Raw genomic sequence first — 21,995 nt, 5'->3', positions numbered from 1 at the left:
TTTCTATCAAAAGTGCGGATTTCTCTCCGCACTTTTGTTTTTTAGGAAAAATGATTTAACCTTAAAATTACTTTATTAGAATTGTTGTAAAAACCATTGATAATATGGCTGAATTTGACGGATGATTTCGGGTGGTATTATGTTATAAAGATATATTTTTTAAAAAATATTTATTGAAATTATGTTATTTTATGATATAATATGAACATAATCGGATGATTGATAAAAAATTCCTTCATTATCGATGTAATAACTGAAATCGACACACCTTATCATGCAGAGTGCTTTAGAGATGTTCCGGGTGTTGTTATGCTTGGCGCAGGTCAGCTTGATATAACCACAGAGGAAAATTTCAACGCCAACAGAGAGATTATTGATAACCTTATCGACGAGTATCTTGACGGAGAAGACCCTGTTATCCAGAGCGATAAATTCCACATGGGTACAGACGAGTACGACAAGAGATACAGCGAGCAGATGAGAGCCTGGACAGACCACTTTATAAAGTATATAAATGCAAAGGGTTACAACACAAGACTTTGGGCTTCATTGGGTAAAAACGGATTTAACGGAACAACTCCTGTTACCAACGAGGCAACAGTAAACCTCTGGGCTCCTTACTGGGCAGACGTTCACGAAACCTATGACGCAGGCTATGACGTTATCAACACATACGGCGGATGGCTCTACATTGTTCCTGCCGCCAATGCGGGATATCCTGACAGATTTAATATGCCTCGCCTTTACAATGAATTTGAGGTTAACAACTTCAAGTCCGGAAGAAATCCGTCCGGCGAAGCTATAATGCCTGTTGCCCATCCTCAGACAAAGGGCGCAGAATTCTGTATCTGGAACGACATGACATCCTTTAGAACAGGCTTCTCAATGTTCGATATTTACGACAGAATGAAAGACGCTGTTTCCCTTGTTTCCGAGAAAACATGGTTCGGCGAGGACGAAGAGGGTCAGACCTACGAGCAGTTCCGTGACAGAATCGACGCCCTGCAAAACAAAGCTCCAAACACAAATCCGGGAAGATTTGTAGAGTCCGAAACAGACGTTACCGCCGACTACAGCTTCAACAACGGTTCAGCCACTTTGACAGACAAGGGCGGCAACGGTTATGACGGAGAGATTGTAAACGGAACAGTTGAAAATCAGGAAATCAAATTCGACGGAACAGGATATATCTCACTGCCATTTGACAGCGTTGGTTATCCTTACACAGTTATGATGGACGTTAACTTTGATGAGATAAACGATCAGATGACTCTGTTCAGCGGCAAGGACGGAAAATTCTTCCTTACCCTTGACGGCAAGGTTGGCTACAGCCGTGAGGCATACAGCTATACATTCGATTATACACTTGAGCCTAACAAGGATTACAATATAGCCCTTGTCTGCGACAATAAAAACCTTACACTTTATGTAAACGGCGGCAAGGTTGGAAGCGGAAAGCTTACCAATGAGACAATCGCCGGAAAAGCTCAGCAAAGCTCAACCTTTGTTCTCCCTACAAAAAAAATTATGGAGAATGTAAAGGGAACAGTTTCCAGCCTTAAAATCTACAACAGAACTTTAAGCGACCAGGAAATTAACGACGCAGTTCCATTTAAGGGACGTGAAAACATAGCCTTGGGCAAAGACGTAACGGCTTCCTCTTTGGAGGTTTCCGACGGAAGATTTACAGCGGATATGGCTGTTGACGGAATTGTAAGCAAGGATTCCAGAGTTTCTTTCGGAAAGACACAGGACGAGCAGTGGCTCTTGGTTGACTTGGGTGACCTTTACACAATAGAGGACGTTGTTATAAACTTCGAGTCAACAGTAGGAAAATACGAGGTTCAGATTTCCGCCGACGGCGAAAGCTACACAACAGTTTACACAAAGAACGAAGATACAGTAAACGTAGCAACACCTGCAATAGATGAAATCCACTTTGAGCCTCAGGAAGCCAGATATGTGAAGTATGTTCAGAAAGAAAGATGGAAGCATCCGGGCAACGGCCAGTGGTACAGCGGAAGTATTTACGAGTTTGAGGTTTACAAGTCAATGAGCGATGAACTTCTTGACTATATCGACGAGATAAACCAGACTCTCGGTCAGTACGAGCCGGGCATGGGCGACGGTCAGCTCAATTCCGATTACTATGAGTCATTCCAGAAGCTTATAGAGGACACAACAGAGCTTGCAAATTCCGGAAATCTCACTAGCGACACAACGGAAGAAGCAATGACCGCCCTTTACAGAAAGTTCCTTGAGCTGGAAAACAATATAATTTCAGTTGACAGAACCAAGCTTTCTGCAAAGATTGAAGAGGTAAAGGACATTGACCTTACAGTTTATACTGCAAATTCCGCAAAGGCTGCAAAGGATGCTTTGAATGAAGCAACAGCTTTGAACACTTCTGAGCATCCCACACAGACAGAAATCGACGGAGCACTTGCAAAGCTCAATGAAGCCTTTGCTTCCCTAAAATATAACAAGGGCGACGTAAACCACGACGGAAAGCTTACAATCAGCGACGCTACAATGATTCAGATTTACATTATAAAAGGTATAGATGAAATTGACATTGTCACAGCGGACGTTGACAACAGCGGAAAAGTGGACATCGACGACGCAACAAGCGTACAGAAAGTGGTAGTTGGAATTTATAAACTTGACGGCGACGGAAACCACGTAGCCGCTGCTATATTAAAGCGAGGAGGTTTAAACAGTTATGAATAAATCTGTAAGTATACCAAAAAGAAAAATAACGGCATTATTTATGTCGATTTGTATTGCTTTAACATGCTTTGCATCTTTTAAGGCTTCGGCGGTAACTCCTCAGATTTTTCCTGACCAGTTTGGTATAGACTTAAACGAACTCATTGACAACGGAACATTGCAGTATATGAGCTACAGCGATGAAACCACCGGTATAAATATGAATTACTGGATTCATGTTCCGGAAGATTACATGGAAAAATCATATCCAATGCTTGTTTATTTCCACGGCCACGGAGGCGGCGGAAATAAAATGGGAAACATTGAAAATAACGTCGGAATTATATATCAGCTTTTAACAGAATATAATCTTGAAAATAATCCATGTATAATCGTTGCACCACAGACTCCTCAGGCAGGCGGAGTAGGCGATGAAAGCAAGTGGGTAAATCTTGGAGATTCCTGGTATCACGATTACAGAGATATGGATACAAACCCGAGAACAAAAAATTTGACCACCGCTTACAATATTATAGAGTATGTAGAGGACAATTATAATGTTGACTCCGACAGACTTTATGTTACAGGCCTTTCTATGGGCGGAATGGCAACATGGGATTTGGGCACAAGAAATCCGGATAAGTTTGCTGCCATTGCTCCTGTATGCGGTGTAGGCGATTACAAAAAAGCGGCGATTTTAAGCGATATGCCTATAAGAACCTTCCACGGAACCTTGGACGATATTGTTCCCGTAAACGCTACAAGAAGCATGTACAATGCTTTGGCAGAGTACGGAAATATCACCTATACAGAATATCCTGATGAAATGCATGAAAGCTGGAACGTGGCTTACGGAAAGGATAATGTTCAGGATTTAATAGACTGGATGTTTAATCAAAGCAAAAACGGAACTCTTGACGGAAAAACCGATACCGCCCCTCTTGAACAGATAATATCATCGGCAGAGGGCTTAAAGGAAGATGACTACACAGCCGAAACCTGGGAAAAGATAACAGCTTTGAAAAACGAAGCTGAAAACACCATAAACAGCGGCAGTCTTACAGACGAATTAAATTCCTATTACTGCAAAAATCTTACAGCTCTCATGAAGCAGGAAAAAGTAAATGTCGCTTTGTCTGCACAGGTTACAGCCAACAAATACCCCACTTTTAATACCTCATTAAAGGGACTTAATGATGGAATTATAGTTGACAACGTAAATAACTTTACAACCTTTGCGGCTAACGACTTGGCGGAAATCACTTTCAGCTGGGATACTCCTCAGACTGTTTCAGCTATAGATTTTCATATATTCATGGGAACCGTATACGGCCCGAGAAAGTACGAGCTTAGATATAAAACCTTTGACAGCCAGGAGTATATATCCTTGGGCGAAAGAACAATGAACTGGAAAGGCTCCGCAAATTATGAGTTTGAAAATGACCTTTGGGTTTTGGATAATAAGCTGGAAAACGTTTCCGATATTCAGGTGGTTATTAAAGAAGGAGCAGGCAGCGACATCTATTACACAATTCAGGAAATAAAGATATTGGGCGAAGGCGAAACAGCTTATCCGGAAGTTACATCCTATGAGGAAATGGCGGAAATCAAGGCGAAAAGTGTTAAGGAAGCTGTTGAAATGCTTCCAAAGTACACAACAGTTTATCTCTCCAATTCAGATAAGGTCACATCACTTATTGATTGGAATACCGATGAGCTGGAGGATAATTTCACAGGAGAGATTGTTCTCAAGGGAGTTTTTGATTTGCCAAACGGATACAAAAACAGTAATGGCGTACAGCCGGAAATAAAAATAACTGTTAAACCGGATATCGTTATGGGAGATGTCAACGGAGATAATCAGATAAATATTGAAGATGTTACAATCCTTATGAAATACATAGTACGTGCTGAGGGAATTGATATAAATGAAGCTTCAGCGGATATGAATAATGACGGAATAATAAACATCCTCGATGCAACAGAGATACAGATATTATTGGCAAAATAAAATATACAGCTACCACATAAATATTTAAACAAAAGGCGCAGGCATTTCGCCGAGTGTGCATAAGGCAGTATCCGAAAAACACACAGAAATCGGCATTGCAGGGTAGAAACGAGAGTACGGATCGAAGGGTTCGTACTCTTTTTCTGTATATTCCGATAAAACTGCAATCGGCACATTGGTTTTTCCAGAAAATCTTCTGTAAAATGAAAGCACCAAAAAACGCAGGCGGTTTTACGATGAAAAGCATTTATGAAAAAGCAGGCGGCACCTATACCCGGCAAGGCGATTATGAACTACCCAATCTAAAAGTATCACCCGAAAAAGAAATTGAAATCGGAGTTTGGGGACAGCGATACCGGCGGTATTTAAAGCAGTATCACAAAATTCGGTATTACAATCTGCTGACTTCCGGAACGCTGAACGGACATCTGGCAGAGGTAGATCAGCAGGCGGAGCGGATATTTCAGTTGCTTGTATCCGTACTTTCTAAGCAGGAAAATGTCACAGAAAGACTGAAAGTTAACCGCCCTATGGAGTGGGTACAAAAGACGAACAGCATCCGAAACAGAGCCGTTGAAATCGTAAACAACGAGTGGATTTACATATGAGAGAGCAGAAATATCATCTTTACCTTTCGGAAGATGAGTGCAGATTTCTTGTCCAAAATCTCATTTGGTTTCAGAGCAAGCTTCGGCGGGAAGGGCACTATACCGACACTGTAGATGATTTGGTTATCAAGCTTTCAAAAGCAAAGCCGAAAAAACAGGGTAACATAGAACGAACCGGAGAAAGCATTGCTGCCTTCTCCGGTTTTTCTGTATCATCTTAGCGAGCAGACTGTTTGTATCCCCATACGGCTGCAAACAGTGATTCTCGTTAGGGCGCTACCCTAATACCCGATTGATTCTATATGTATTTAGCCGGCGTACTTCTTAAAGTTTTCCGCCTGCTCCAGCACTTCCTTATAGACATCATCCAGCGTTACTGGCGGATAGCCGTATTCGTCCAGCAGCAAAATCAAATCCACCTGCAAATTTGCTTTGATGTCATCACGGGTAGACCAATCGGTATAGCGGGACTTATCGTCAACAATGACTTTGATTTTCTTTGAAAGCTCAATCATCTTTTCATCCGGATATTCATTGTCGAACTCGTATTTCTTTGCAACAGCTTTCAAAATATCATAAAAGGCTTTTTCCTCGTAGTCTATCCCTAATTTTTTGAAGGAGTCCTTTTCTGTTTTCAGCTCCGCAAGCAGATCGGCAAGCTTCCCGGCAATATCGTCAAGCACCTCATTGGCATAGGATTCATCTCTGCGGCGGTTATTGTATTCGTCAACCACCCGCTTTAATCTGTCTGCAAATTCGACACCCATGATTTTGTTGACCTTTTTGAATTCGTCGATTTCCTGTGAGAGTAGTCTTTGCAGGATTTTGATTTTGGTGTTCGGCAGCTGGATAGCGTTTATCTTGTCCATGTACTCATTGCTGAAAATGTCAACGGATATATGTTTTCCGGTTTCAAACAATTCCTCGATGCCGTCCGACTGGATAGCGCCCTCCAGCATTTCACGCACACGAGCATTCATCTGCGAAATATCAGGGGAGTCCCCCTTTGTCAGTTTGAAAAGGATAGAGCGAACAGCGCAGTAAAAATGGATATAATCTTTTTCCTCGTCCGAAATCTTTTCGCTGGAGCTGCAAAGATTGAAAGCCTGCTTCATCCGCTTGACCGCCGCCATAAAGCGTGTTTCCAGTTCTTCCGAAAGCTGCACATATTCAACCGCCCGATTGAGGCAGGCAAGCTGCTCCGTCGGAGAACCTTCAAAGAAATCCTTGCTGTTAAAGCCGTGGAACATCTGCGCCAGCACTTCTAACTGATCTTTGACGATGGTAACCGCCTGCTCCACACCTTCAAACTCATCACATTCAAAATTCGTGTATTTCTTTAAAGCAAGGTTCATATTCTTTTTGATACCGATATAGTCCACAATCAAGCCCTTGTCTTTGCCTTCGCAGACACGGTTGACACGGGAGATCGTCTGAATCAGAGTATGCTGCTGAATCGGTTTATCTATGTAGATGGTATCCAGCTCCGGAACATCAAATCCGGTCAGCCACATATCGACAACGATAGCGATTTTGAAATTGGATTTCGGATTTTTGAACTGCCGGTCAAATTCCTTGCGGTCATCCTTTGTTCCAAGCATTTCATAGAGGGCAGGCTCATCATCTTTGTTGCGAGTCATCACCAGCTTGATCTTCTCAATAGGCTTCAGTTCTTTTTTCTCTTTATCGGTAAGCGCTGCTTCATCTTCGCTGATTTTCTTTTCCGCCCACTGGGAACGCATCTCTACAATGATTTTGTAAAGATCATAAGCGATATTGCGGTTCATGCAGACAAACATTGCCTTTCCCGCAACCGTAGTGCCCTCTGCCACACGGGTTTCGTAATGGTGAATAAAGTCCTTGGCGACTGCACGCAGCCTGTCTGGATCGCCGATAATTGCTTCCATTTGGGCAACAGCTTTCTGGCTTTCCTCGATTTGGTGCTCGTTAGCGCCCTGCGCCTCGCACTGATCGTAATACTGTTCGATTTCTTTGACTTTTGCATTGTCCAGCGTCACCCTCGCCGCACGCCCATCGTAAACAAGGTTAACGGTAATGCCGTCACGCACCGATTCGGTCATGGTGTAGGAATCCACCACAGGACCGAAAACTTCGATCGTCCCGTCCACCGGCGTTCCGGTAAAGCCGACATAGGTAGCATTCGGCAGGGAATCATGCAGATACTTGGCAAAGCCGTATTTGCGTTCCACACCCGCTTCGGTCACTTTGACCTTTTGGTCGAGGTTGATCTGGCTTCGGTGCGCCTCATCAGAAATACAAATGACATTGGTTCTGTCGGTGAGCAGCTGCAAATCCTCCGTGAATTTCTGGATGGTCGTTAAATACACCCCACCGCTTTCCCGGCCCTGCAATTCTTCCCGCAGCTTTTCACGGGATTCAATGCTGACTACCGTTTCATCGCCAATATATTTTTTGGAATTGACAAATTGACGGGAAAGCTGGTCATCCAAATCGGTACGGTCAGTGATAATCAAAATAGTCGGGCTGTGGAACAGTTTGCTTTTCATCAGCATACGAGTCAAAAACAGCATAGTGTAGCTCTTGCCACAGCCGGTGGCGCCGAAATAGGTGCCGCCCTTTCCATCACCGTCAGGACGCATATGCAGCTTGCTATTCTCAAATAGCTTGGTAGCGGCAAAAAACTGCGGATAACGGCAGACGATTTTCAGCTCTTTATCCGAGTTGTCGGGGAAATAGATAAAATCCTTGATAACCGCAAGCAGCCGATCTTTGCGAAACAGCCCTTTTATCATGGTGACAAGGGAGTTGATTCCGTCCAGCTCTTTATCATCAGACTCAACTTTCCTCCATGCATAGAAATAGTCATAGGGACTAAAAAGAGAGCCATATTTGTTGTTCACACCGTCGCTGATCACCACAAAGGCGTTGTATTTGAGCAGTTCCGGAATATCTCTGCGGTAGCGGACGGTGAGCTGCGTGTAAGCGTCCATAATCGTTGTGTTTTCCTTGACGACACTCTTGAATTCCAGAACCACCACAGGAATACCATTGACAAACACAATGCCGTCGGGAATGCGGAGCTGACCACCCACGCCCTCAATTTCAAACTGGTTAACCGCCTTGAAGATGTTGTTTTCGGGATTATCATAGTCGATCAGCTCAATATATAAATCCTTCTGCGTTCTGTCCTCACGGTTGAGGATAAAGCCGTCGCACAGCAGTTTATGTACCGCCTTGTTCGCTTCGTACACCGTGCCGGAGATGTTGTGAAGGCGCAAAAGGATACCGTCTACTTCGCCGGGAGTGATACCGTCCTTGGCGTAACGGTTATATAAATACTGCCGCAGATCATCGGCAAGCAGAACTTCCGTGCGCTCCCGATGGATCTGCTCTCCTGCAAGATAGATATATCCTTCATCCTTGAACAACTCCATAATGGATAGTTCCAAGGCGTGTTCGTTAAAGTTTGCCATTGTGGTCACTCCTTTTTATTATAATCTTCCATTTTAAGGTTTTCCTTACATTTATTATGTATGTTTTCCTTTTTAAAACCATAGTCCGTAATCAATCGCACGATAAATTCAACCCATTCTGTGGTATACAAATAATCATTATGGGGCTCATCGTAAATACAATATTTAGTTATGGTTTCAAATTTTGACTCAGAATTTGTTCCAGGACGAATACCGAACGCTTTCCACAAATCAGTGTGATTATATAAACTTAACGTCTCACCAGTTTTCTCTCTAACCATGTTTATTACATCACCCGGTTTTAACATATTTGCATTAGACACGGGTTGTTTAATTATTTTATCTTTAATAATTGCCGAAACTTTTTGATAATTATTTTTGTCCTCATCACTTAATGAATTCCAATTAACGAACTCTACTGATAAGTCAGATCGATTCGTATTACTGACTTTTGGTATTTGAAGTAATTTTATACTATATTCCTGACTATCGTATATTTCTTGAGAAAGATCTGTTCTATATTTATCAATGTACTTTTTTATATCTTGCATATCTTTAGAAAGCAAGTCTTTTTGAGCAACTAACTGCTCATTTGCACGAAGGTGAGAAAATTGCAATGCATAGGCCAAACAAGTGTTTATAGAATAATCATCGCCAAATAAAGCCATTACCGTATTTTCATAATTATAAAGTAATGCCTGACATTCTCCAAAAAGTAAAATATCCAATGCAGAAGAATTCCAATATCTATGTTCAATCTTATTTCTAATCCCAATAAAAAAATTCAAATTAGCTATAACCGCTTCTGTGAGCTTTTGTTTTTGGGTGCCTTTCTGGAAATTCTTAATGCATTCTTTTAGTTCCCATGCCTTTCTTTCGCCCTCTATAATTTTATAGCGACCGTTCTTTTCTTTATAAAAATATCTTTCTCCTATTGTTGCTTGAAAAAAAGCATGAAAAAGCTTTGTCCACGCAATAATCATTAATACTACATAATTCTCAATCCGAAATTTTGTTTTAGGGCGATTATATGTTTCAACTGCTGTTAAGGCACTATTTAAAGAATTTTCCAAAATTGTCTTGGGTTTACCCTGTCTTAATGTAATCATAATAACCTCCAATAAATGATAATTTAGTAAATACCACCGATACGATTTTCTTCAAGATGTTCTTAGAAAGGAAACCGGATGCAACTATATCATTTACCGATATTGTGCAACTGATGGGTGGCGGCACTCCAAAAACAGAAGAAGATAGTTTTTGGAATGGTGATATTCTTTTCTTTACACCTAAAGATGTTTCTCATTCACCGTTTTGCATTAGTACCGAAAAACACTTGACCGTTGCAGGTCTTAATAACTGTTCAAGTCGTTTATATCCGCCATTTACCACTTTTGTTACTTGTCGTGGAACAGTTGGCAACTTGTCGATGGCAGGCGTATCTATGGCGATGAACCAATCTTGCTATGCGTTGAAGGGCAAAGCCGACTATCCACCATTATTTGTATATTCTTTTACACGGTATGTAATAGCAACAATGAAGAAGAAAGCATCAGGAGCTGTTTTTAGTGCCTTAGTAACACGAGATTTTGAAATGGAAAAGGTGTTTGAACCTAATGCTGATGATGCAATCCTTTTCCAAAAGCGTGTTGAACCGCTTTTTGCTCAGGTTCTTGCAAATACTAATGAAATACAACAGCTCAGCGAACTCCAAAACGCTTTATTGACTCAGTTATCAAGCCGCTAAATTATCATTTATCCGTTTCTTCAAAACGATTCTGTCGGTGATTGCCTTGTAGGCTTTGACGATACTTCTCTGCTCCTCGATAGAGGGAACAGGAAGTTCTACCTTGCACATTTCATCCCAATCCATAACTTCTCGGACGCTTCCATGAGATTTGAAACGGGCGTACCTGTCAAACTCCGGTCTGCTGAACCACAGCATGAGATATTCAGGCATAAGTTGATTTTCATCAATAACCTCAAAAACTGTGTAAACATTGCTCACCAAACCTTCGTCATAATCTTCCAGCAAGGCAATTCCTATTTTATCTCCTCTGCGGGAAGTATCTGGAATGTATGTAAACTGTCCTTTTCTTACGACCTTGTACTTGGTAAAATCTGTACCAACAGTATTCGCAATAGAAGGGATGAATTGTTTCTGAACGGAAACGCCTAAAAGATTTTCCTCTTTGCCTTCCGTATTACGAACATCAACTTGTCGGATAAACTCCCCAAGAAGTCGATAGCCTTTTTTCATCATCTTCACCTCATCCGATGTATTTTCTGTGAGCAATCTTGACATTGCTCTGCTTTACCATTGCGTATTGCAAGGTCGTATCTATTCTTCTATGCCCTAAAAGCTGCTGAAGCTGCTCTATGGGCATTCCTTTGTCGATAGCCATTGTCGCAAGAGTTCGCCTAAACTTGTGCGGATGTACCTTGCTTAGCCCCAAGCGTTTTCCGTACTCACGAAGCCGCACCTCAATACCGCTGATTTGCAAGCGTTTATGCGGCTTTTGCAGAGACACAAACAGTGCCGGATTTTCGTCCCTGCGGCTGTTTAAGTAATTTTGCAAGTGGATCTTCGTCCTTGCGTCAAAGTACACGATACGCTCTTTGTCGCCCTTGCCGAACACCACGCATTCTCTTTCGTTAAAGTTTATATCCGCCCGATTCAGTAAAACCATTTCGCCCACACGCATACCCGTTGAGGCAAGCATATCTATGATCGCCAGATCCCGAAGCTCGGTACAGCTATCACGCATGAGTTCGAGAGCTTCATCGGTGTAGGTTTCTTTTATGTTCGTTCCGGTTTTGACTTTATGGATTCGTCTGACCGGACTTTTCAGAATATAGTCCTCATCTTCCAGCCACGAAAAGAAGCTGGAAAGTATGCGCCTTATGTTGTCAATCGTAACCTTGCTTGATTGATTTTTCTCCTGATACTCGGTCAAATAACTGCGAACATCATCGGTTACGATGTGCCTAACGCCTTTTCCAACACGGGTCAGCATAGCTTGTATCGTTGCGTTATAGTATTTCAAGGTCTTTTCAGAGCACCCTTCTATTCGCTTTGCGGAAAGAAATAGCTCCACCAAATCCTGCTCTAAGTTTTCCGTATCGTTCGCAACTGTTGTTACCTCATAGCCGAATAGCGTGTGTTGCAGCACCTCTTGCAGCTTCTCTGTTTGAGCGTTATTCAGGTAAGGCAACATTCCCTGAACAACATCTGTGATTAAATTCTGTTTCATAGTCGTATCTCCTTGATTTATTAAGAGAACAACTACGGGGCGGGAGTTCCCCCTACTTTAACTCCTGCCACCCACAAGAGTTGTGGGATATATGGTAAATGATAATTTAGTGGCTTAACCTGCCAAGCGAGAAAGAAGCAAATCTGAAAGCTCTTGCAAGCGTATTATCTCATCTCTGTTAGCAGAAATTGATTGGAAAACCGCCTTTGCTTTAGCGTTGAATATTTCAATTTGCTCAATGTTTGGTTTTGCAACCTCAATATTGTTCAAAATTTCTTGTGTCAGCAGTTGTTGACCGGTGCCAACATGGTGATTAAAAAGGTTTAGCTTTTTCAAAAGGAAGTAATCGAAGAACTCGTCTATCGAGACTTTAGATTTTGCGAAAATTGCATTATCGCTTACCCAACAGATGCCTTGTTCCAAGTACACGCTTCCACAATACGCTCCAACACGACCAATAAGAATTGCATTTTCAATGTTATATTGGTCTGTATAGGATAAAATGCCGTTACCACCATAAACAGGGATAGTTCCATCTGTTTTAGGACGAGATTTTCCGTTGCCGAAGGTCATAAGCTCACTTAATTTTGTTTGTTCCGTGGCTTCGGCAGCCGAAAATATTTCTGTGAAAACTGCCGTAAGCGTCGCTTCTAAATTATCATTTATCTGCTTTTTCAAAGCGATTCTGTCGGTGATTGCTTGATAGCTTTGCACTATTTCAATTTGTTCATTCAGCGGAGGAACAGGAACTTTCATTCTGCAAATATCATCCCAAGTAATACCGCCTCGAACGCTTCCGTCAGTGCGAAGCCAACAAAGTCTGTCAAATTCTGGCCTGCGAAACCACATCATTAAGTAATCCTCATTCAAAATACTGCTGTCAATAATCTCGAACATAAAGTATGCAGGAGATACGATTGCAGGCTCATCCTCAGTGTATAAAGCAACAGGCAGTCTTTCATCACGACCGACATGCATGGGATTACAGGCAAACTTACCTTTGGTAATGAGTTTGTATTTACTCAAATCCGTACCAATTACATTCGCAACCGATGGCATAAAATATTTGTCTATATTTATCCCTAAGACTTGCTCCGTGACAAGGTCTGTGTTGCGTGTATCAACCAATCGAATATAATTGCCTAAAGCGTCATAGTTCGATTTCATACCCTAACTCCTTAAACACCGCCAGCAGGTCAGCTTTTGACTGTTCTTCCTGCACAAGCAGCTCTTTCAGCTCAGCCTGAAGTGTTTTCATCTTTGTATCAAAGTCTATATTCTCATCACGGTTGACAAATTCAATATACCGGCTCGGCACAAGGGTAAAGCCTTTTTCTGCGACTTCCTCAAAAGAAGCGGAATAGCAAAATTCCGGAATATTCTCGTAGGTTTCCTCATAATCCGCCTGCTGCCAGTTGTGATAGACCGAAGTGACCTTCGCCCGATTTTCCTCCGTCAGCTCAATGTATTTTTTCTCGTAGGGGCTACCCATCTGCCGCAAATCCATAAAGAGAATTTCCCGCTCTCTGTCACGATAACGCTTAAGCTGCCCGTTCTGCTCCACAACACGGGCCTTTTTGTTCTTGTTCAATATCCAAAGCGTGACGCTGATGTCCGTTGTATAGAACAGGTTCCTCGGTAAGATGATAATGGCTTCCACCAGATTGTTTTCGATCAGCTGCTTTCTGATTTTCAGCTCCGTTCCGTCGTCGGACAGAGCACCGTTTGCAAGCAGAAATCCGGCGACGCCGTTCTGCGACAGCTTGGAAACGATATTCAAAATCCAACCATAGTTTGCGTTGCTGGTAGGCGGCACTTCATAGCCGTCCCATCTGGGATCGTCAATCAATTCGTTTTCCGCTCTCCATGCTTTTTGATTAAAGGGCGGGTTTGCCATAATGTAATCGGCTTTCAAATCCTTGTGCTGGTCGTTGGTGAAGGTGTTCGCCGCCGTTTCACCGAGATTTGCGGAAATGCCACGGATAGCAAGGTTCATCTTACAAAGTTTATAGGTAGTATTGGTATATTCCTGCCCGTAGATGGAAACCTGCTTTTTGTTGCCGTGGTGCGCTTCCACAAATTTCATGGACTGCACGAACATACCGCCAGAACCGCAGCAGGGATCGTACAAGATTCCATCGTAAGGTTCCAGCATTTCGGCAATCAAATTGACAATACATTTCGGCGTATAGAATTCTCCCTTGCCTTTTCCTTCGGCAAGTGCAAATTTGCTGAGAAAATACTCATAAATGCGCCCGATGATGTCATTCTCTTTGTCATCGGTATTGATGCGGTTGATTTCGTCCAACAGGGAAGCCAACTTTGCCGTGTCAAGCTGCAAGCGGGAATAATAGTTGTCCGGCAGAGCGCCCTTCAGCGCCGGATTATTTTTCTCAATCGTATAAAGAGCCGTGTCGATTTTCAGGGCGATGTCGTCCTGCTTAGCGTTTTCCATAATATAAGACCAGCGGCTTTCCGGGGGCAGATAGAAAACATTGTCCTTTGTGTAGAAGGCCACCGTGTCCACAAATTTTTCGCCGTACTGTTTTGCAATCATTTCTCTCTGAGCATCAAATTTATCACCGGCGAATTTCAGAAAAAACAGGCTCAGGACAACATGCTTATACTCCGCAGGCTCTACCGAGCCACGCAGCTTGTCCGCACTTTTCCAAAGCGCTTCCTCCATAGATATTTCTTTTTTCGGTTTTGCTGTCCGTGCCATTGTTATTCCTCCGTTATCTTATCGGTATGATCCGGAATGATCTCCATGATATCATCCATCGTACAGCCAAGCGCAATGCAGATTTTTGCCAGCACCTCAGTAGTAACATTGTCGCCACGGTTCAATTTCCCAATGGTGTAATGGCTAATCCCCGCCGCCTGCTCCAGATCTTTTTTCTTCATGTCTTTATCTATCAGTAGTTTCCATAGCTTTTTATAGCTGATTGCCATAGCATATAACCTCCCGACAAACGGCAAAATCCATAATGTAGTGCTTTATTATAACACTTTTTGACGAATTATTCAACCGATATGTATGCGTTCGCTGTGTTTAAGAAGGCCAATTATATTTTTAGTATTGAAAGTGTGCCCGCCTATATTGGCGGGCAAATTTTTTTGCTTTTTTTCAAAATTACCGTCCCCAAAAGTCCTCTCCCAGTGGAAACAAGTGAGAGGTATTTTTTCATCGAAAAAATTTTCTCTGATTTTTTCTTAAAAACAGGTTGCGTTTTGATCTCTCAATTCCAATAAGTGAAGGGATAAAATTTTTTGCGATTCAGGGTGTGCATTCAGCCGTCCCCAGTGGGAATAAGTGAAGGGGCTTTTTCGGCAAGAAAGTAAAGCCACCCCCAACCGAGTAAAAATATTTTCTCATTTTTTCTGTGAAATAGGGTGTCATTTGGCTTTGCAATTCCAAATAAGTGAGAGGGCTTTTTACCAGATAAAAATTTTTTCAGAAACACCCGATAATTTGGTACTTCCCAGTGGGAACAAGTGAAGAGATAAATTTTCTCAAAAAATTTTTGAAGAAAGCCCGAAAATGGGTGTGCATTTCGGCACCCTTTGTCTAAATGAGTGAAGAGTTTTTTTAATTCGCAAATATTTTTCCGTTTAGGGTTGGAATTTGAGTTCACCCAGTGGGAATAAGTGAAAGACCTTTTCATTGTACCTTGAAAATTGAATAACAATCCGAATGGGATATGACTTTGCGACGCCGTCTGACAGGGCCAGGGACAGAAAAACTGGATTCGGAGAAGCGACAGCACAATTAGATTCCAAGGGACGCACAAAGGAGGTGAAAATCATGGTCATAAAAATCACTCCAAAGCAGTCAAAGCGGATCAACGCCCTCATCAAAAAACTTTGCTGCAACTATGTAGACGGCAGCTGCCTGCTGCTGGACGATGGCGAAGAACACGCCTGTGTGCAGTGCATCAGCCGGTATGGAATCTACTGCAATTATTTCAAAAATGCAGTCCTTCCCGCAGACAGGGAACTGTTTGCCGAGATCATGCAGCCAAGCCGTCAAAAGAGATGCCAAATCTGCAAGTCGTATTTCGTACCAAGGGCAAAAAACCAGCGCTACTGCCCAAACTGTGCCGCCGTCCAAAAGCGGAAGAAAGCTGCCGAGCGCCAGCGCAGGAAACGGGCAGTGCAGTCTCAAGCAGGTTTCAGGGTGCAGCCCTGACAAGTGATACTGTTTTGTGACGGTAGGAGTACAAACAGTCTGCTCGCTCCGATAGGGCGGAAATTTAAGAAAGGAATATTCTGCTGCTTGGAACGAATGAAAACAGAGTGTCTATGTCACGCTTTTTGAAGCCGCAAAGCCGCAGAAATCAAGTCTTTTCTCAAGCGAAAACACCATAAGGAATACCGTAATACCCGAACATACAAAATCACGGGTTAAAACCGTGACAGAAAGAAGGTGAGTTTCTGAATCCGTATTTCAAATTATCCGAAGCGGAAAGCTATGTCTTTTACAAAGTCCCCAAGGCTTTGTTCACAGAGGAAAAATACAAACCGGTTTCCACCGACGCCAAAATGCTCTACGGCCTGCTGCTCGACCGTATGCACCTTTCCGCCAAAAACGGCTGGACGGACAAGCGTGGGCGCATCTACCAGTTCTTTACCGTCAAAGAGGCGCAGGAAAAGCTGCGCTTCGGGCACGAAAAGATATGCAGGCTGTTCTCGGAACTGGAACAGGCTGACCTGATCCTCCGCAAGCGGCAGGGACAGGGAAAGCCGAACATCATCTACTTGAAAAAGTTCTGATTTCCGGTTTTCGGACTTCTAAAGTTCCGAAGATCAGAAGCTATTAAGACAAATAGAGTAAGAATACTTACTACCCGAAAAAGAAAAACAACGGAGGTTTCATAACATATGAAAGAAAAAGAAGCGATTGAATACTTAGATTTAAAATCCCTTGTTCCCTTTCGGAATCACCCGTTCAAGCTGCGGAACGGAGAAGAAAAGGAACAGCTTTTAAAGAGCATAAAGGCACAAGGTACAATCGAGCCGCTGATCGTCCGTCCTCTTTCGGAAAGTGAATACGAGGTCATATCGGGACACAGGCGTTTGGAGATTTGCAAAGAACTCGGTATGGAAAAGATACCTGTTATCGTCCGCAATCTAAGCGACGAGCAGGCGGTTTCCATGATGGTAGATGCCAACCTACACAGGAACAATATTTTGCCCAGCGAGCGTGCATTCGCCTACAAAATGAAATGGGAAGCAATCCGGAAACAAGGTCAGCGTACCGATTTAACTTTGTCGCAGGTTGCGACAAAGTATCGAAGTGATGAAAGAATCGCAAATGAATTCGGTATCGGCAAGGATACTTTGCACCGGTATATCCGCCTGACTTACTTGATCCCCGAACTACTTGAGATGGTGGACAAGGGCAGGATTGCCCTCACGCCTGCGGTGGAATTGTCGTACTTAACCCATGAAGAACAGCATTTGCTTCTGAACGAAATCGAATATGCGGACGCTACGCCGTCTCTTTCACAGGCGCAAAGGCTTCGTGGCTTTTCCCGTCAAGGCAGGCTCACTGCTGATGTTATTTTTGCCGTGATGAGCGAGGAGAAAGCCAACCAAAAGGAGCAGATTCGCTTTCCCAAAGAGGAGATACAGAAGTATTTTCCCAAAAGCTATACGGGCAAGGATATGCAGAATACTATCCTCAAACTGCTGGAAAAATGGCAGCGGCAGAGAGAACGAAACGCAAAGGAGGAACGGTAAATGGACGATAAAATAATTCCTTTGGGAAGTTTCGTTCCCTATTTTCGCTCGCCGGACAACGATTCCTTTTCCATGCAGATCGGTGGTACGGCTTATGAGGTAACCACCCATTTTGATACAGAGGGCAGAGAAACCGTCCTAAAACAGTTCTGGGACTTGCTTCTGGAACTGCAAAATATTTAACCCTGCACATTCGACAATGCGGGCACTGCACGGTATACTGGCATTACCCTGCAATGCCCGGTTGTCAGAAAGGAGACTGAAGAATTAATGACAACGCAAAACAAAAACGGGCATGAAAAAGAAAAGATCACCGCCCTTTACTGCCGTTTGTCGGTGGACGATGACAAAAAGGATATGGAGTCGAACTCCATTACCAATCATGATGTAATGTATAGAGGGTGGATTACACCAAAAAACATTACATCATGACTGACGGCTCATTTGTGGCGAATGAAAAGACAGTTATGATAAAGGAGGGATGCCCTCAAACCTACCGTAACTGTCAACCACATTCCCACGAAAGGAGCCTTGTATGGAACTGACTTACACCAAATGCGGCGACTATCTCATTCCCGATCTTGTGTTATCGGACACCAAAGAGTACCATATCGGGAAATATGGCCGGTTGCGCCGTGCCTACTTAAAAGAACACTGGCCCATTCTGTATGCCGATCTCATTATCACCGAAAAGCTGTTTCCCCACTTGGAGGAAATCGACACCGCCTGCTGGGAGCGGCTGGAAATCATTGAAAAAGCCATGATGCAGCAAGAGGACGTCACAGAAGCCCTGAAAGCTGCCGACCAGATGGCATGGGTGCGCTCCATGAACTCCATCCACAACAGAGCCGAGGAAATTGTCCTGGCGGAGCTGGTTTACTGTTGAGGGAGGGAACACCATGATTTTAGAAGCCATGTATAATGGAGAGTTTTATCCCTGTGAAACGGTAGTGCCCACGTCCCTGGAATACCGCAAGGCGGTCCAAACCTGTGCAGAGCTGATGGATCAGTTATCCCAGCGGCTCAGCAAAGAGGACTATGCTCTGGTGGAGGAACTCCGGGCGCAGAACGCTATTGCCCAATGCGAGGAAAGTGAGAGCCATTTCAAGTATGGCTTTTCAGCGGGGCTGATCGTCCAGCAGGAAGCCCATGAACAGCTGCAAAACAAGAAATAGGCGATGGCCGAAAAAGCCCACGCAGCCGGAAAGAGAACCGGAGGCGTGGGCTTTCTGTGTATATGGTTATTCTGTCAAATCATCCAGATCATCCGAAGTTTCCGCAACCAGCCGGTCAAAGTCGCTCTGATAGGTCCGATCCTGCAAAACTCGGAACTTTTCAAACTCTTTCTCGGCAAAGGCTTTGGCAATGGCAGCAGTCACCTTACCCTTATCATGCAGAATATCTTCCTCGTTGAACTGTAAAAATGCGTCAAGCCGCTTGACCCAATCGGCCATATACATGACATTTCCCCGGCGGGCCTGCCGTTCCGCATAGTCCAGGTACATGGTGACGATCTCGTTCAGGTTACGCATTTCCGTTTCGTTCAGATAGTTTTTAGCGACGGTGACATCCGATTTGCGGATGCGGCCTTTGGGGGCGTTTTTCCATGTGGTCAGCCCCATGTTGGGCTTGGTACTGTCGGCACGGCCGTATACGATCTCGGCGGCGGTATGATGGGTGACCGCATAGTGGAGCTTATTCTGCACCGTGGCAAAAAACTCCTTTGTGATGGGGCTTTCCACATCGTAGTCGGCGCTGCACTGGGAATAGATGTCCGTGATTTTCTGGTAGAACCTTCTCTCGCTGGCTCGGATGTCCCGGATACGCTCCAGCTGTTCCTCGAAATAATCCTTGCCGAAAAAGTTCTCCGGCTCCCGCAGCCGTGCGTCATCCATCACATAACCCTTGATGATGAACTCTTTCAACACCCGGTTCGCCCAAATGCGGAACATGGTCGCCTTTTTGGAGTTCACACGATACCCCACAGCGATGATGGCGTCCAGATTATAATAGTTGGTCTGATACCGTTTTCCGTCCGCCGCAGTTGTTTCCATTTTGGAAACAACTGAATCCTCGCTCAGTTCGCCGGATTCAAAGATTTTTTTCAGATGCTTGGAAATGGCCGCTTTCTGCACCTCGAACAGCTCTGCCATTTTTGCCTGCGTCAGCCAGAGATTTTCCTGAAAGAGCAGGATTTCCACCCGCACCTCTCCGTTTTCAGTCTTGTAAAAGAGAATTTCTCTGGTTTCATACGGGGTCAGTCCCTGTTCCTCACTCATTCTTCGTCACCTCCATCCGTCCGGTTCTTTCCCCGGCTCTTGTAGACATTGTACTGATTCTTGCACCGTGGACTGCAAAAGGCGGCGTTGGACCGGCTGCCCAGGAACACCTTCTGGCAGTGCTTGCACAGGCGCAGGGGCTGGTCACTGTCCACCAACATGAAGCTGAACATCATCTGGATGCCCAACAGCAGGGAGTGAAAATCCCAGTAAATGGTGGGCTTATCCAGCAGCTCAATGTGGTAGCTGGGGGCAATCCCGCCAAATGCGGCCATAGCCTTGCGGTGCAGCCCCCGTTCGTCCTCGCCCATGAAATCATAGTCATTGTAGTAGAAAAAGGCGGTGGTCAGCGTAAAAGCCCAGTCCTTGAACTGTTGAGCAACCCACTCGTAGGGTTCCGCATATTCCCGCTGGAAACTCATGTTTTTCGCCATCGGCTCGTCCATGAAGGTCATGGTCAGGGCAATCATCGTCCGGTCACCGGACACATTCCACGTGGATTCTATGCCTTTCTTCACCAAGTCCAGCTGGTCAAAAGGATAAAACAGGGACAAGTATTTGTCTGTCGCCATGGATTCTTCCTTGATGAAGTGGTTTTTCGGCAGGTACACCGCCTCATAGTCCATAAAGGACGGTGTGGTAGGCAGAGCGGTCATCAGCCCCAGCAGGCCGTACCGGGTGATAAACTCCATTATCGCCTTTTCCACTTCTGCTTCCGGCTTGCGTCCCATCATCAGCATCCCCACATTCAGGGCATCCAGCACAATGCCAGGGACCTCTTTCAGCGGATTGTAGACATCCGGCTTTGCGCTCTTGCCGGGGGTGATATACCGCTTGCCATCTTCCGCTGTTTTCAGCTCGTAATGATCGTACCGCACCCAATGGGAACGGGACTGTTCAAATATATTTTTCATCATACACGCCCTTTCTCCTTAATCGTCCCAATTATCAGGGGCGGTTTTTCTTTTTTCTGCGCTTGGTCTTGTTCTCCCGCCGGATCACGGCATCCTTGCCCTGTTTTCTTGCGATTTTCGAGTATTCCTCTAAAAACTGGCGTTCCCGCAAGGTCAGGCTATGTTCCGGTTTGCCGCACAGATGGTCATACATCTGGCGCTGCAATTTCTTGTGTATAGTTTTCCGCAGCTTGCGGATGTTGCGGTCAGACTGCCCACGGATAGCGGCAAGCCGGGTGGTGCTGTACAGCCGCAAAGAGAGGAAATACAAAACTTCCTTGTGTTCCTCGCTCAGTTCCTCCACCATGCGGGAAATAAAGGGATCAGCGGTCAGGTTGTGCATCTCATAAGGGCAGTCAAACAGAATGTCCAGAAAGTTCCCGGCCATCAGCTGCCGGTATGTGGGGTTGTTCATCCAGCGGGGAATGAGCTTCGGTTCCGGCACCGCCTGATATTCCAGCGGCACATCCCCACGGAGGTTTTCGTGGTCCCGTTCCCGGCGCTCCCGGTTCCGGTCCAGCTTGTTCCATTCCTCCACCACGGCCCGGAAATCCTTCTCCGTGCGTGCTGCTTCCTCCAGCCGCCGTATGGCCTCGGCCCGCATCTCCCGTTTGAGCCGTTTATCACTGACCGGGGCAGCTTCTTCCTCCTCGTCCTCCAGCTCCGCTTCATAGTCGATGGGATGCTCGTCCTGCTCCAGCTCACTTTCCAGCTCGGCCAGACGTTCTTCCGCAAGCGCCTGTTCCAGCGTTTCTTCCGCCCCTGCGCCTGTCCCATCGTCCCATCCGGTGAAGCCACCCTCGGTATCCAGAAGCTCGTCATCAGACAGATACGCCATGACCCCACCTCTTTTCAAAAAAATATTTTGCGATTTTTCAAAAATGGTTCCGTTTTGCACCCCGGATTTCTCCTATTAGTGAAAGAGTAATCTGAAAACAAGTTACTTGGGTTACATTTGCTCGTTCACGCAGGAGAAAGGGGGCA

General features: G+C 44.5%; 22 protein-coding genes. 12 read left to right on the top strand and 10 right to left on the bottom strand.

What is annotated here, in order from left to right; genetic code table 11:
* Window positions 1–219 precede the first annotated feature (219 nt).
* The 4 genes from B5F08_RS08595 (at window position 220) to B5F08_RS08580 (ending at window position 5,549) form a co-directional block, all read left to right on the top strand.
* Window positions 220–2,730 carry a discoidin domain-containing protein gene (locus B5F08_RS08595; protein ID WP_087378340.1) on the top strand — a complete coding sequence of 837 codons (2,511 nt, stop codon included), beginning with the start codon at window positions 220–222 and terminating at the stop codon, window positions 2,728–2,730.
* The gene (locus tag B5F08_RS08590) at window positions 2,723–4,720 is read left to right on the top strand and encodes a prolyl oligopeptidase family serine peptidase (RefSeq protein WP_087378338.1); all 1,998 of its coding nucleotides are present in this window, start codon (window positions 2,723–2,725) and stop codon (window positions 4,718–4,720) included. Before B5F08_RS08595 ends, B5F08_RS08590 begins: the two co-directional genes overlap by 8 nt.
* 236 nt (window positions 4,721–4,956) lie before the next feature.
* A complete protein-coding gene (locus B5F08_RS08585) occupies window positions 4,957–5,328 on the top strand; it encodes a TnpV protein (RefSeq protein ID WP_087378336.1) in 372 nt (123 codons plus the stop codon).
* Window positions 5,325–5,549, top strand: coding sequence for a hypothetical protein (locus B5F08_RS08580; RefSeq protein WP_087378334.1), 225 nt, complete (start codon window positions 5,325–5,327; stop codon window positions 5,547–5,549). The genes B5F08_RS08585 and B5F08_RS08580 overlap by 4 nt, the downstream gene beginning before the upstream one ends.
* 87 nt (window positions 5,550–5,636) lie before the next feature.
* Here the strand turns inward: B5F08_RS08580 and B5F08_RS08575 are convergent, their stop codons facing one another.
* On the bottom strand, window positions 5,637–8,783 hold the full coding sequence (locus B5F08_RS08575; RefSeq protein WP_087378332.1) for a type I restriction endonuclease subunit R: 3,147 nt from the start codon (window positions 8,781–8,783) through the stop codon (window positions 5,637–5,639).
* 5 nt (window positions 8,784–8,788) lie between these two features.
* Window positions 8,789–9,892, bottom strand: a complete 1,104-nt coding sequence (locus B5F08_RS08570; protein WP_087378330.1) for a DUF3644 domain-containing protein — start codon at window positions 9,890–9,892, stop codon at window positions 8,789–8,791.
* A gap of 56 nt (window positions 9,893–9,948) precedes the next feature.
* Between B5F08_RS08570 and B5F08_RS08565 the strand changes: the two genes are divergently transcribed.
* The gene (locus B5F08_RS08565) at window positions 9,949–10,530 is read left to right on the top strand and encodes a restriction endonuclease subunit S (protein WP_087378328.1); all 582 of its coding nucleotides are present in this window, start codon (window positions 9,949–9,951) and stop codon (window positions 10,528–10,530) included.
* Here the strand turns inward: B5F08_RS08565 and B5F08_RS08560 are convergent.
* From B5F08_RS08560 to B5F08_RS08540, 5 genes are all read right to left on the bottom strand, one after another.
* Window positions 10,519–11,046 carry a restriction endonuclease subunit S gene (locus B5F08_RS08560; protein WP_442856067.1) on the bottom strand — a complete coding sequence of 176 codons (528 nt, stop codon included), beginning with the start codon at window positions 11,044–11,046 and terminating at the stop codon, window positions 10,519–10,521. The two genes, B5F08_RS08565 and B5F08_RS08560, sit on opposite strands and share 12 nt — an antisense overlap.
* Before the next feature lie 7 nt (window positions 11,047–11,053).
* A complete protein-coding gene (gene xerA, locus B5F08_RS08555; RefSeq protein ID WP_021658166.1) occupies window positions 11,054–12,037 on the bottom strand; it encodes a site-specific tyrosine recombinase/integron integrase in 984 nt (327 codons plus the stop codon).
* 114 nt (window positions 12,038–12,151) lie between these two features.
* Window positions 12,152–13,204: a restriction endonuclease subunit S gene (locus B5F08_RS08550; RefSeq protein WP_087378324.1), complete on the bottom strand. Its 1,053-nt coding sequence runs from the start codon at window positions 13,202–13,204 to the stop codon at window positions 12,152–12,154.
* Window positions 13,188–14,759, bottom strand: coding sequence for a type I restriction-modification system subunit M (locus tag B5F08_RS08545; RefSeq protein WP_087378322.1), 1,572 nt, complete (start codon window positions 14,757–14,759; stop codon window positions 13,188–13,190). The genes B5F08_RS08550 and B5F08_RS08545 overlap by 17 nt, the downstream gene beginning before the upstream one ends.
* Before the next feature lie 2 nt (window positions 14,760–14,761).
* Complete coding sequence (locus B5F08_RS08540) at window positions 14,762–14,989, bottom strand: helix-turn-helix domain-containing protein (protein ID WP_015517850.1); 228 nt, start codon at window positions 14,987–14,989, stop codon at window positions 14,762–14,764.
* A gap of 742 nt (window positions 14,990–15,731) precedes the next feature.
* Between B5F08_RS08540 and B5F08_RS08530 the strand changes: the two genes are divergently transcribed.
* The 7 genes from B5F08_RS08530 (at window position 15,732) to B5F08_RS08505 (ending at window position 18,954) form a co-directional block, all read left to right on the top strand.
* Window positions 15,732–16,226, top strand: coding sequence for a cysteine-rich VLP domain-containing protein (locus tag B5F08_RS08530; protein ID WP_330395811.1), 495 nt, complete (start codon window positions 15,732–15,734; stop codon window positions 16,224–16,226).
* Between the two features lie 245 nt (window positions 16,227–16,471).
* Window positions 16,472–16,810 carry a replication initiator protein A gene (locus B5F08_RS08525; protein ID WP_087378316.1) on the top strand — a complete coding sequence of 113 codons (339 nt, stop codon included), beginning with the start codon at window positions 16,472–16,474 and terminating at the stop codon, window positions 16,808–16,810.
* A gap of 108 nt (window positions 16,811–16,918) precedes the next feature.
* Window positions 16,919–17,779: a ParB/RepB/Spo0J family partition protein gene (locus B5F08_RS08520; protein WP_087378314.1), complete on the top strand. Its 861-nt coding sequence runs from the start codon at window positions 16,919–16,921 to the stop codon at window positions 17,777–17,779.
* Entirely contained in the window at window positions 17,780–17,962 is a 183-nt protein-coding gene (locus B5F08_RS08515; RefSeq protein WP_087378312.1) for a hypothetical protein, read from the top strand.
* 87 nt (window positions 17,963–18,049) lie between these two features.
* Window positions 18,050–18,211, top strand: coding sequence for a hypothetical protein (locus B5F08_RS13385; RefSeq protein ID WP_204245177.1), 162 nt, complete (start codon window positions 18,050–18,052; stop codon window positions 18,209–18,211).
* 103 nt (window positions 18,212–18,314) lie between these two features.
* Complete coding sequence (locus tag B5F08_RS08510; RefSeq protein WP_087378310.1) at window positions 18,315–18,665, top strand: TnpV protein; 351 nt, start codon at window positions 18,315–18,317, stop codon at window positions 18,663–18,665.
* Window positions 18,637–18,954 (top strand): DUF6809 family protein, encoded by a 318-nt coding sequence (locus B5F08_RS08505; protein WP_442856066.1) that lies wholly within the window; start codon window positions 18,637–18,639, stop codon window positions 18,952–18,954. The genes B5F08_RS08510 and B5F08_RS08505 overlap by 29 nt, the downstream gene beginning before the upstream one ends.
* 66 nt (window positions 18,955–19,020) lie before the next feature.
* Here the strand turns inward: B5F08_RS08505 and B5F08_RS08500 are convergent, their stop codons facing one another.
* From B5F08_RS08500 to B5F08_RS08490, 3 genes are read right to left on the bottom strand one after another with little or no spacing between them, the layout of a single operon-like run.
* Window positions 19,021–20,058 (bottom strand): virulence RhuM family protein, encoded by a 1,038-nt coding sequence (locus tag B5F08_RS08500; RefSeq protein WP_087378306.1) that lies wholly within the window; start codon window positions 20,056–20,058, stop codon window positions 19,021–19,023.
* Entirely contained in the window at window positions 20,055–20,975 is a 921-nt protein-coding gene (locus tag B5F08_RS08495; protein ID WP_087378304.1) for a hypothetical protein, read from the bottom strand. Before B5F08_RS08495 ends, B5F08_RS08500 begins: the two co-directional genes overlap by 4 nt.
* Window positions 20,976–21,006: 31 nt before the next feature.
* The gene (locus B5F08_RS08490; protein ID WP_442856065.1) at window positions 21,007–21,909 is read right to left on the bottom strand and encodes a sigma-70 family RNA polymerase sigma factor; all 903 of its coding nucleotides are present in this window, start codon (window positions 21,907–21,909) and stop codon (window positions 21,007–21,009) included.
* Between the last annotated feature and the right edge of the window lie 86 nt (window positions 21,910–21,995).

This window comes from Anaeromassilibacillus sp. An172 (assembly GCF_002160515.1).
GTDB lineage: Bacteria > Bacillota > Clostridia > Oscillospirales > Acutalibacteraceae > Limousia > Limousia pullorum.
This window is presented reverse-complemented; position numbering and strand designations above follow the sequence as displayed.

Bases quoted from the DNA above. Each gene is read 5' to 3' on its own strand.
- B5F08_RS08590 (WP_087378338.1), top strand. From the start codon at position 2,723: ATGAATAAATCTGTAAGTATACCAAAAAGAAAAATAACGGCATTATTT.
- B5F08_RS08585 (WP_087378336.1), top strand. From the start codon at position 4,957: ATGAAAAGCATTTATGAAAAAGCAGGCGGCACCTATACCCGGCAAGGC.
- B5F08_RS08580 (WP_087378334.1), top strand. From the start codon at position 5,325: ATGAGAGAGCAGAAATATCATCTTTACCTTTCGGAAGATGAGTGCAGA.
- B5F08_RS08575 (WP_087378332.1), bottom strand. From the start codon at position 8,783: ATGGCAAACTTTAACGAACACGCCTTGGAACTATCCATTATGGAGTTG.
- B5F08_RS08570 (WP_087378330.1), bottom strand. From the start codon at position 9,892: ATGATTACATTAAGACAGGGTAAACCCAAGACAATTTTGGAAAATTCT.
- B5F08_RS08565 (WP_087378328.1), top strand. From the start codon at position 9,949: ATGTTCTTAGAAAGGAAACCGGATGCAACTATATCATTTACCGATATT.
- B5F08_RS08560 (WP_442856067.1), bottom strand. From the start codon at position 11,046: ATGATGAAAAAAGGCTATCGACTTCTTGGGGAGTTTATCCGACAAGTT.
- xerA (WP_021658166.1), bottom strand. From the start codon at position 12,037: ATGAAACAGAATTTAATCACAGATGTTGTTCAGGGAATGTTGCCTTAC.
- B5F08_RS08550 (WP_087378324.1), bottom strand. From the start codon at position 13,204: ATGAAATCGAACTATGACGCTTTAGGCAATTATATTCGATTGGTTGAT.
- B5F08_RS08545 (WP_087378322.1), bottom strand. From the start codon at position 14,759: ATGGCACGGACAGCAAAACCGAAAAAAGAAATATCTATGGAGGAAGCG.
- B5F08_RS08540 (WP_015517850.1), bottom strand. From the start codon at position 14,989: ATGGCAATCAGCTATAAAAAGCTATGGAAACTACTGATAGATAAAGAC.
- B5F08_RS08530 (WP_330395811.1), top strand. From the start codon at position 15,732: ATGGGATATGACTTTGCGACGCCGTCTGACAGGGCCAGGGACAGAAAA.
- B5F08_RS08520 (WP_087378314.1), top strand. From the start codon at position 16,919: ATGAAAGAAAAAGAAGCGATTGAATACTTAGATTTAAAATCCCTTGTT.
- B5F08_RS08515 (WP_087378312.1), top strand. From the start codon at position 17,780: ATGGACGATAAAATAATTCCTTTGGGAAGTTTCGTTCCCTATTTTCGC.
- B5F08_RS13385 (WP_204245177.1), top strand. From the start codon at position 18,050: ATGACAACGCAAAACAAAAACGGGCATGAAAAAGAAAAGATCACCGCC.
- B5F08_RS08510 (WP_087378310.1), top strand. From the start codon at position 18,315: ATGGAACTGACTTACACCAAATGCGGCGACTATCTCATTCCCGATCTT.
- B5F08_RS08500 (WP_087378306.1), bottom strand. From the start codon at position 20,058: ATGAGTGAGGAACAGGGACTGACCCCGTATGAAACCAGAGAAATTCTC.
- B5F08_RS08495 (WP_087378304.1), bottom strand. From the start codon at position 20,975: ATGATGAAAAATATATTTGAACAGTCCCGTTCCCATTGGGTGCGGTAC.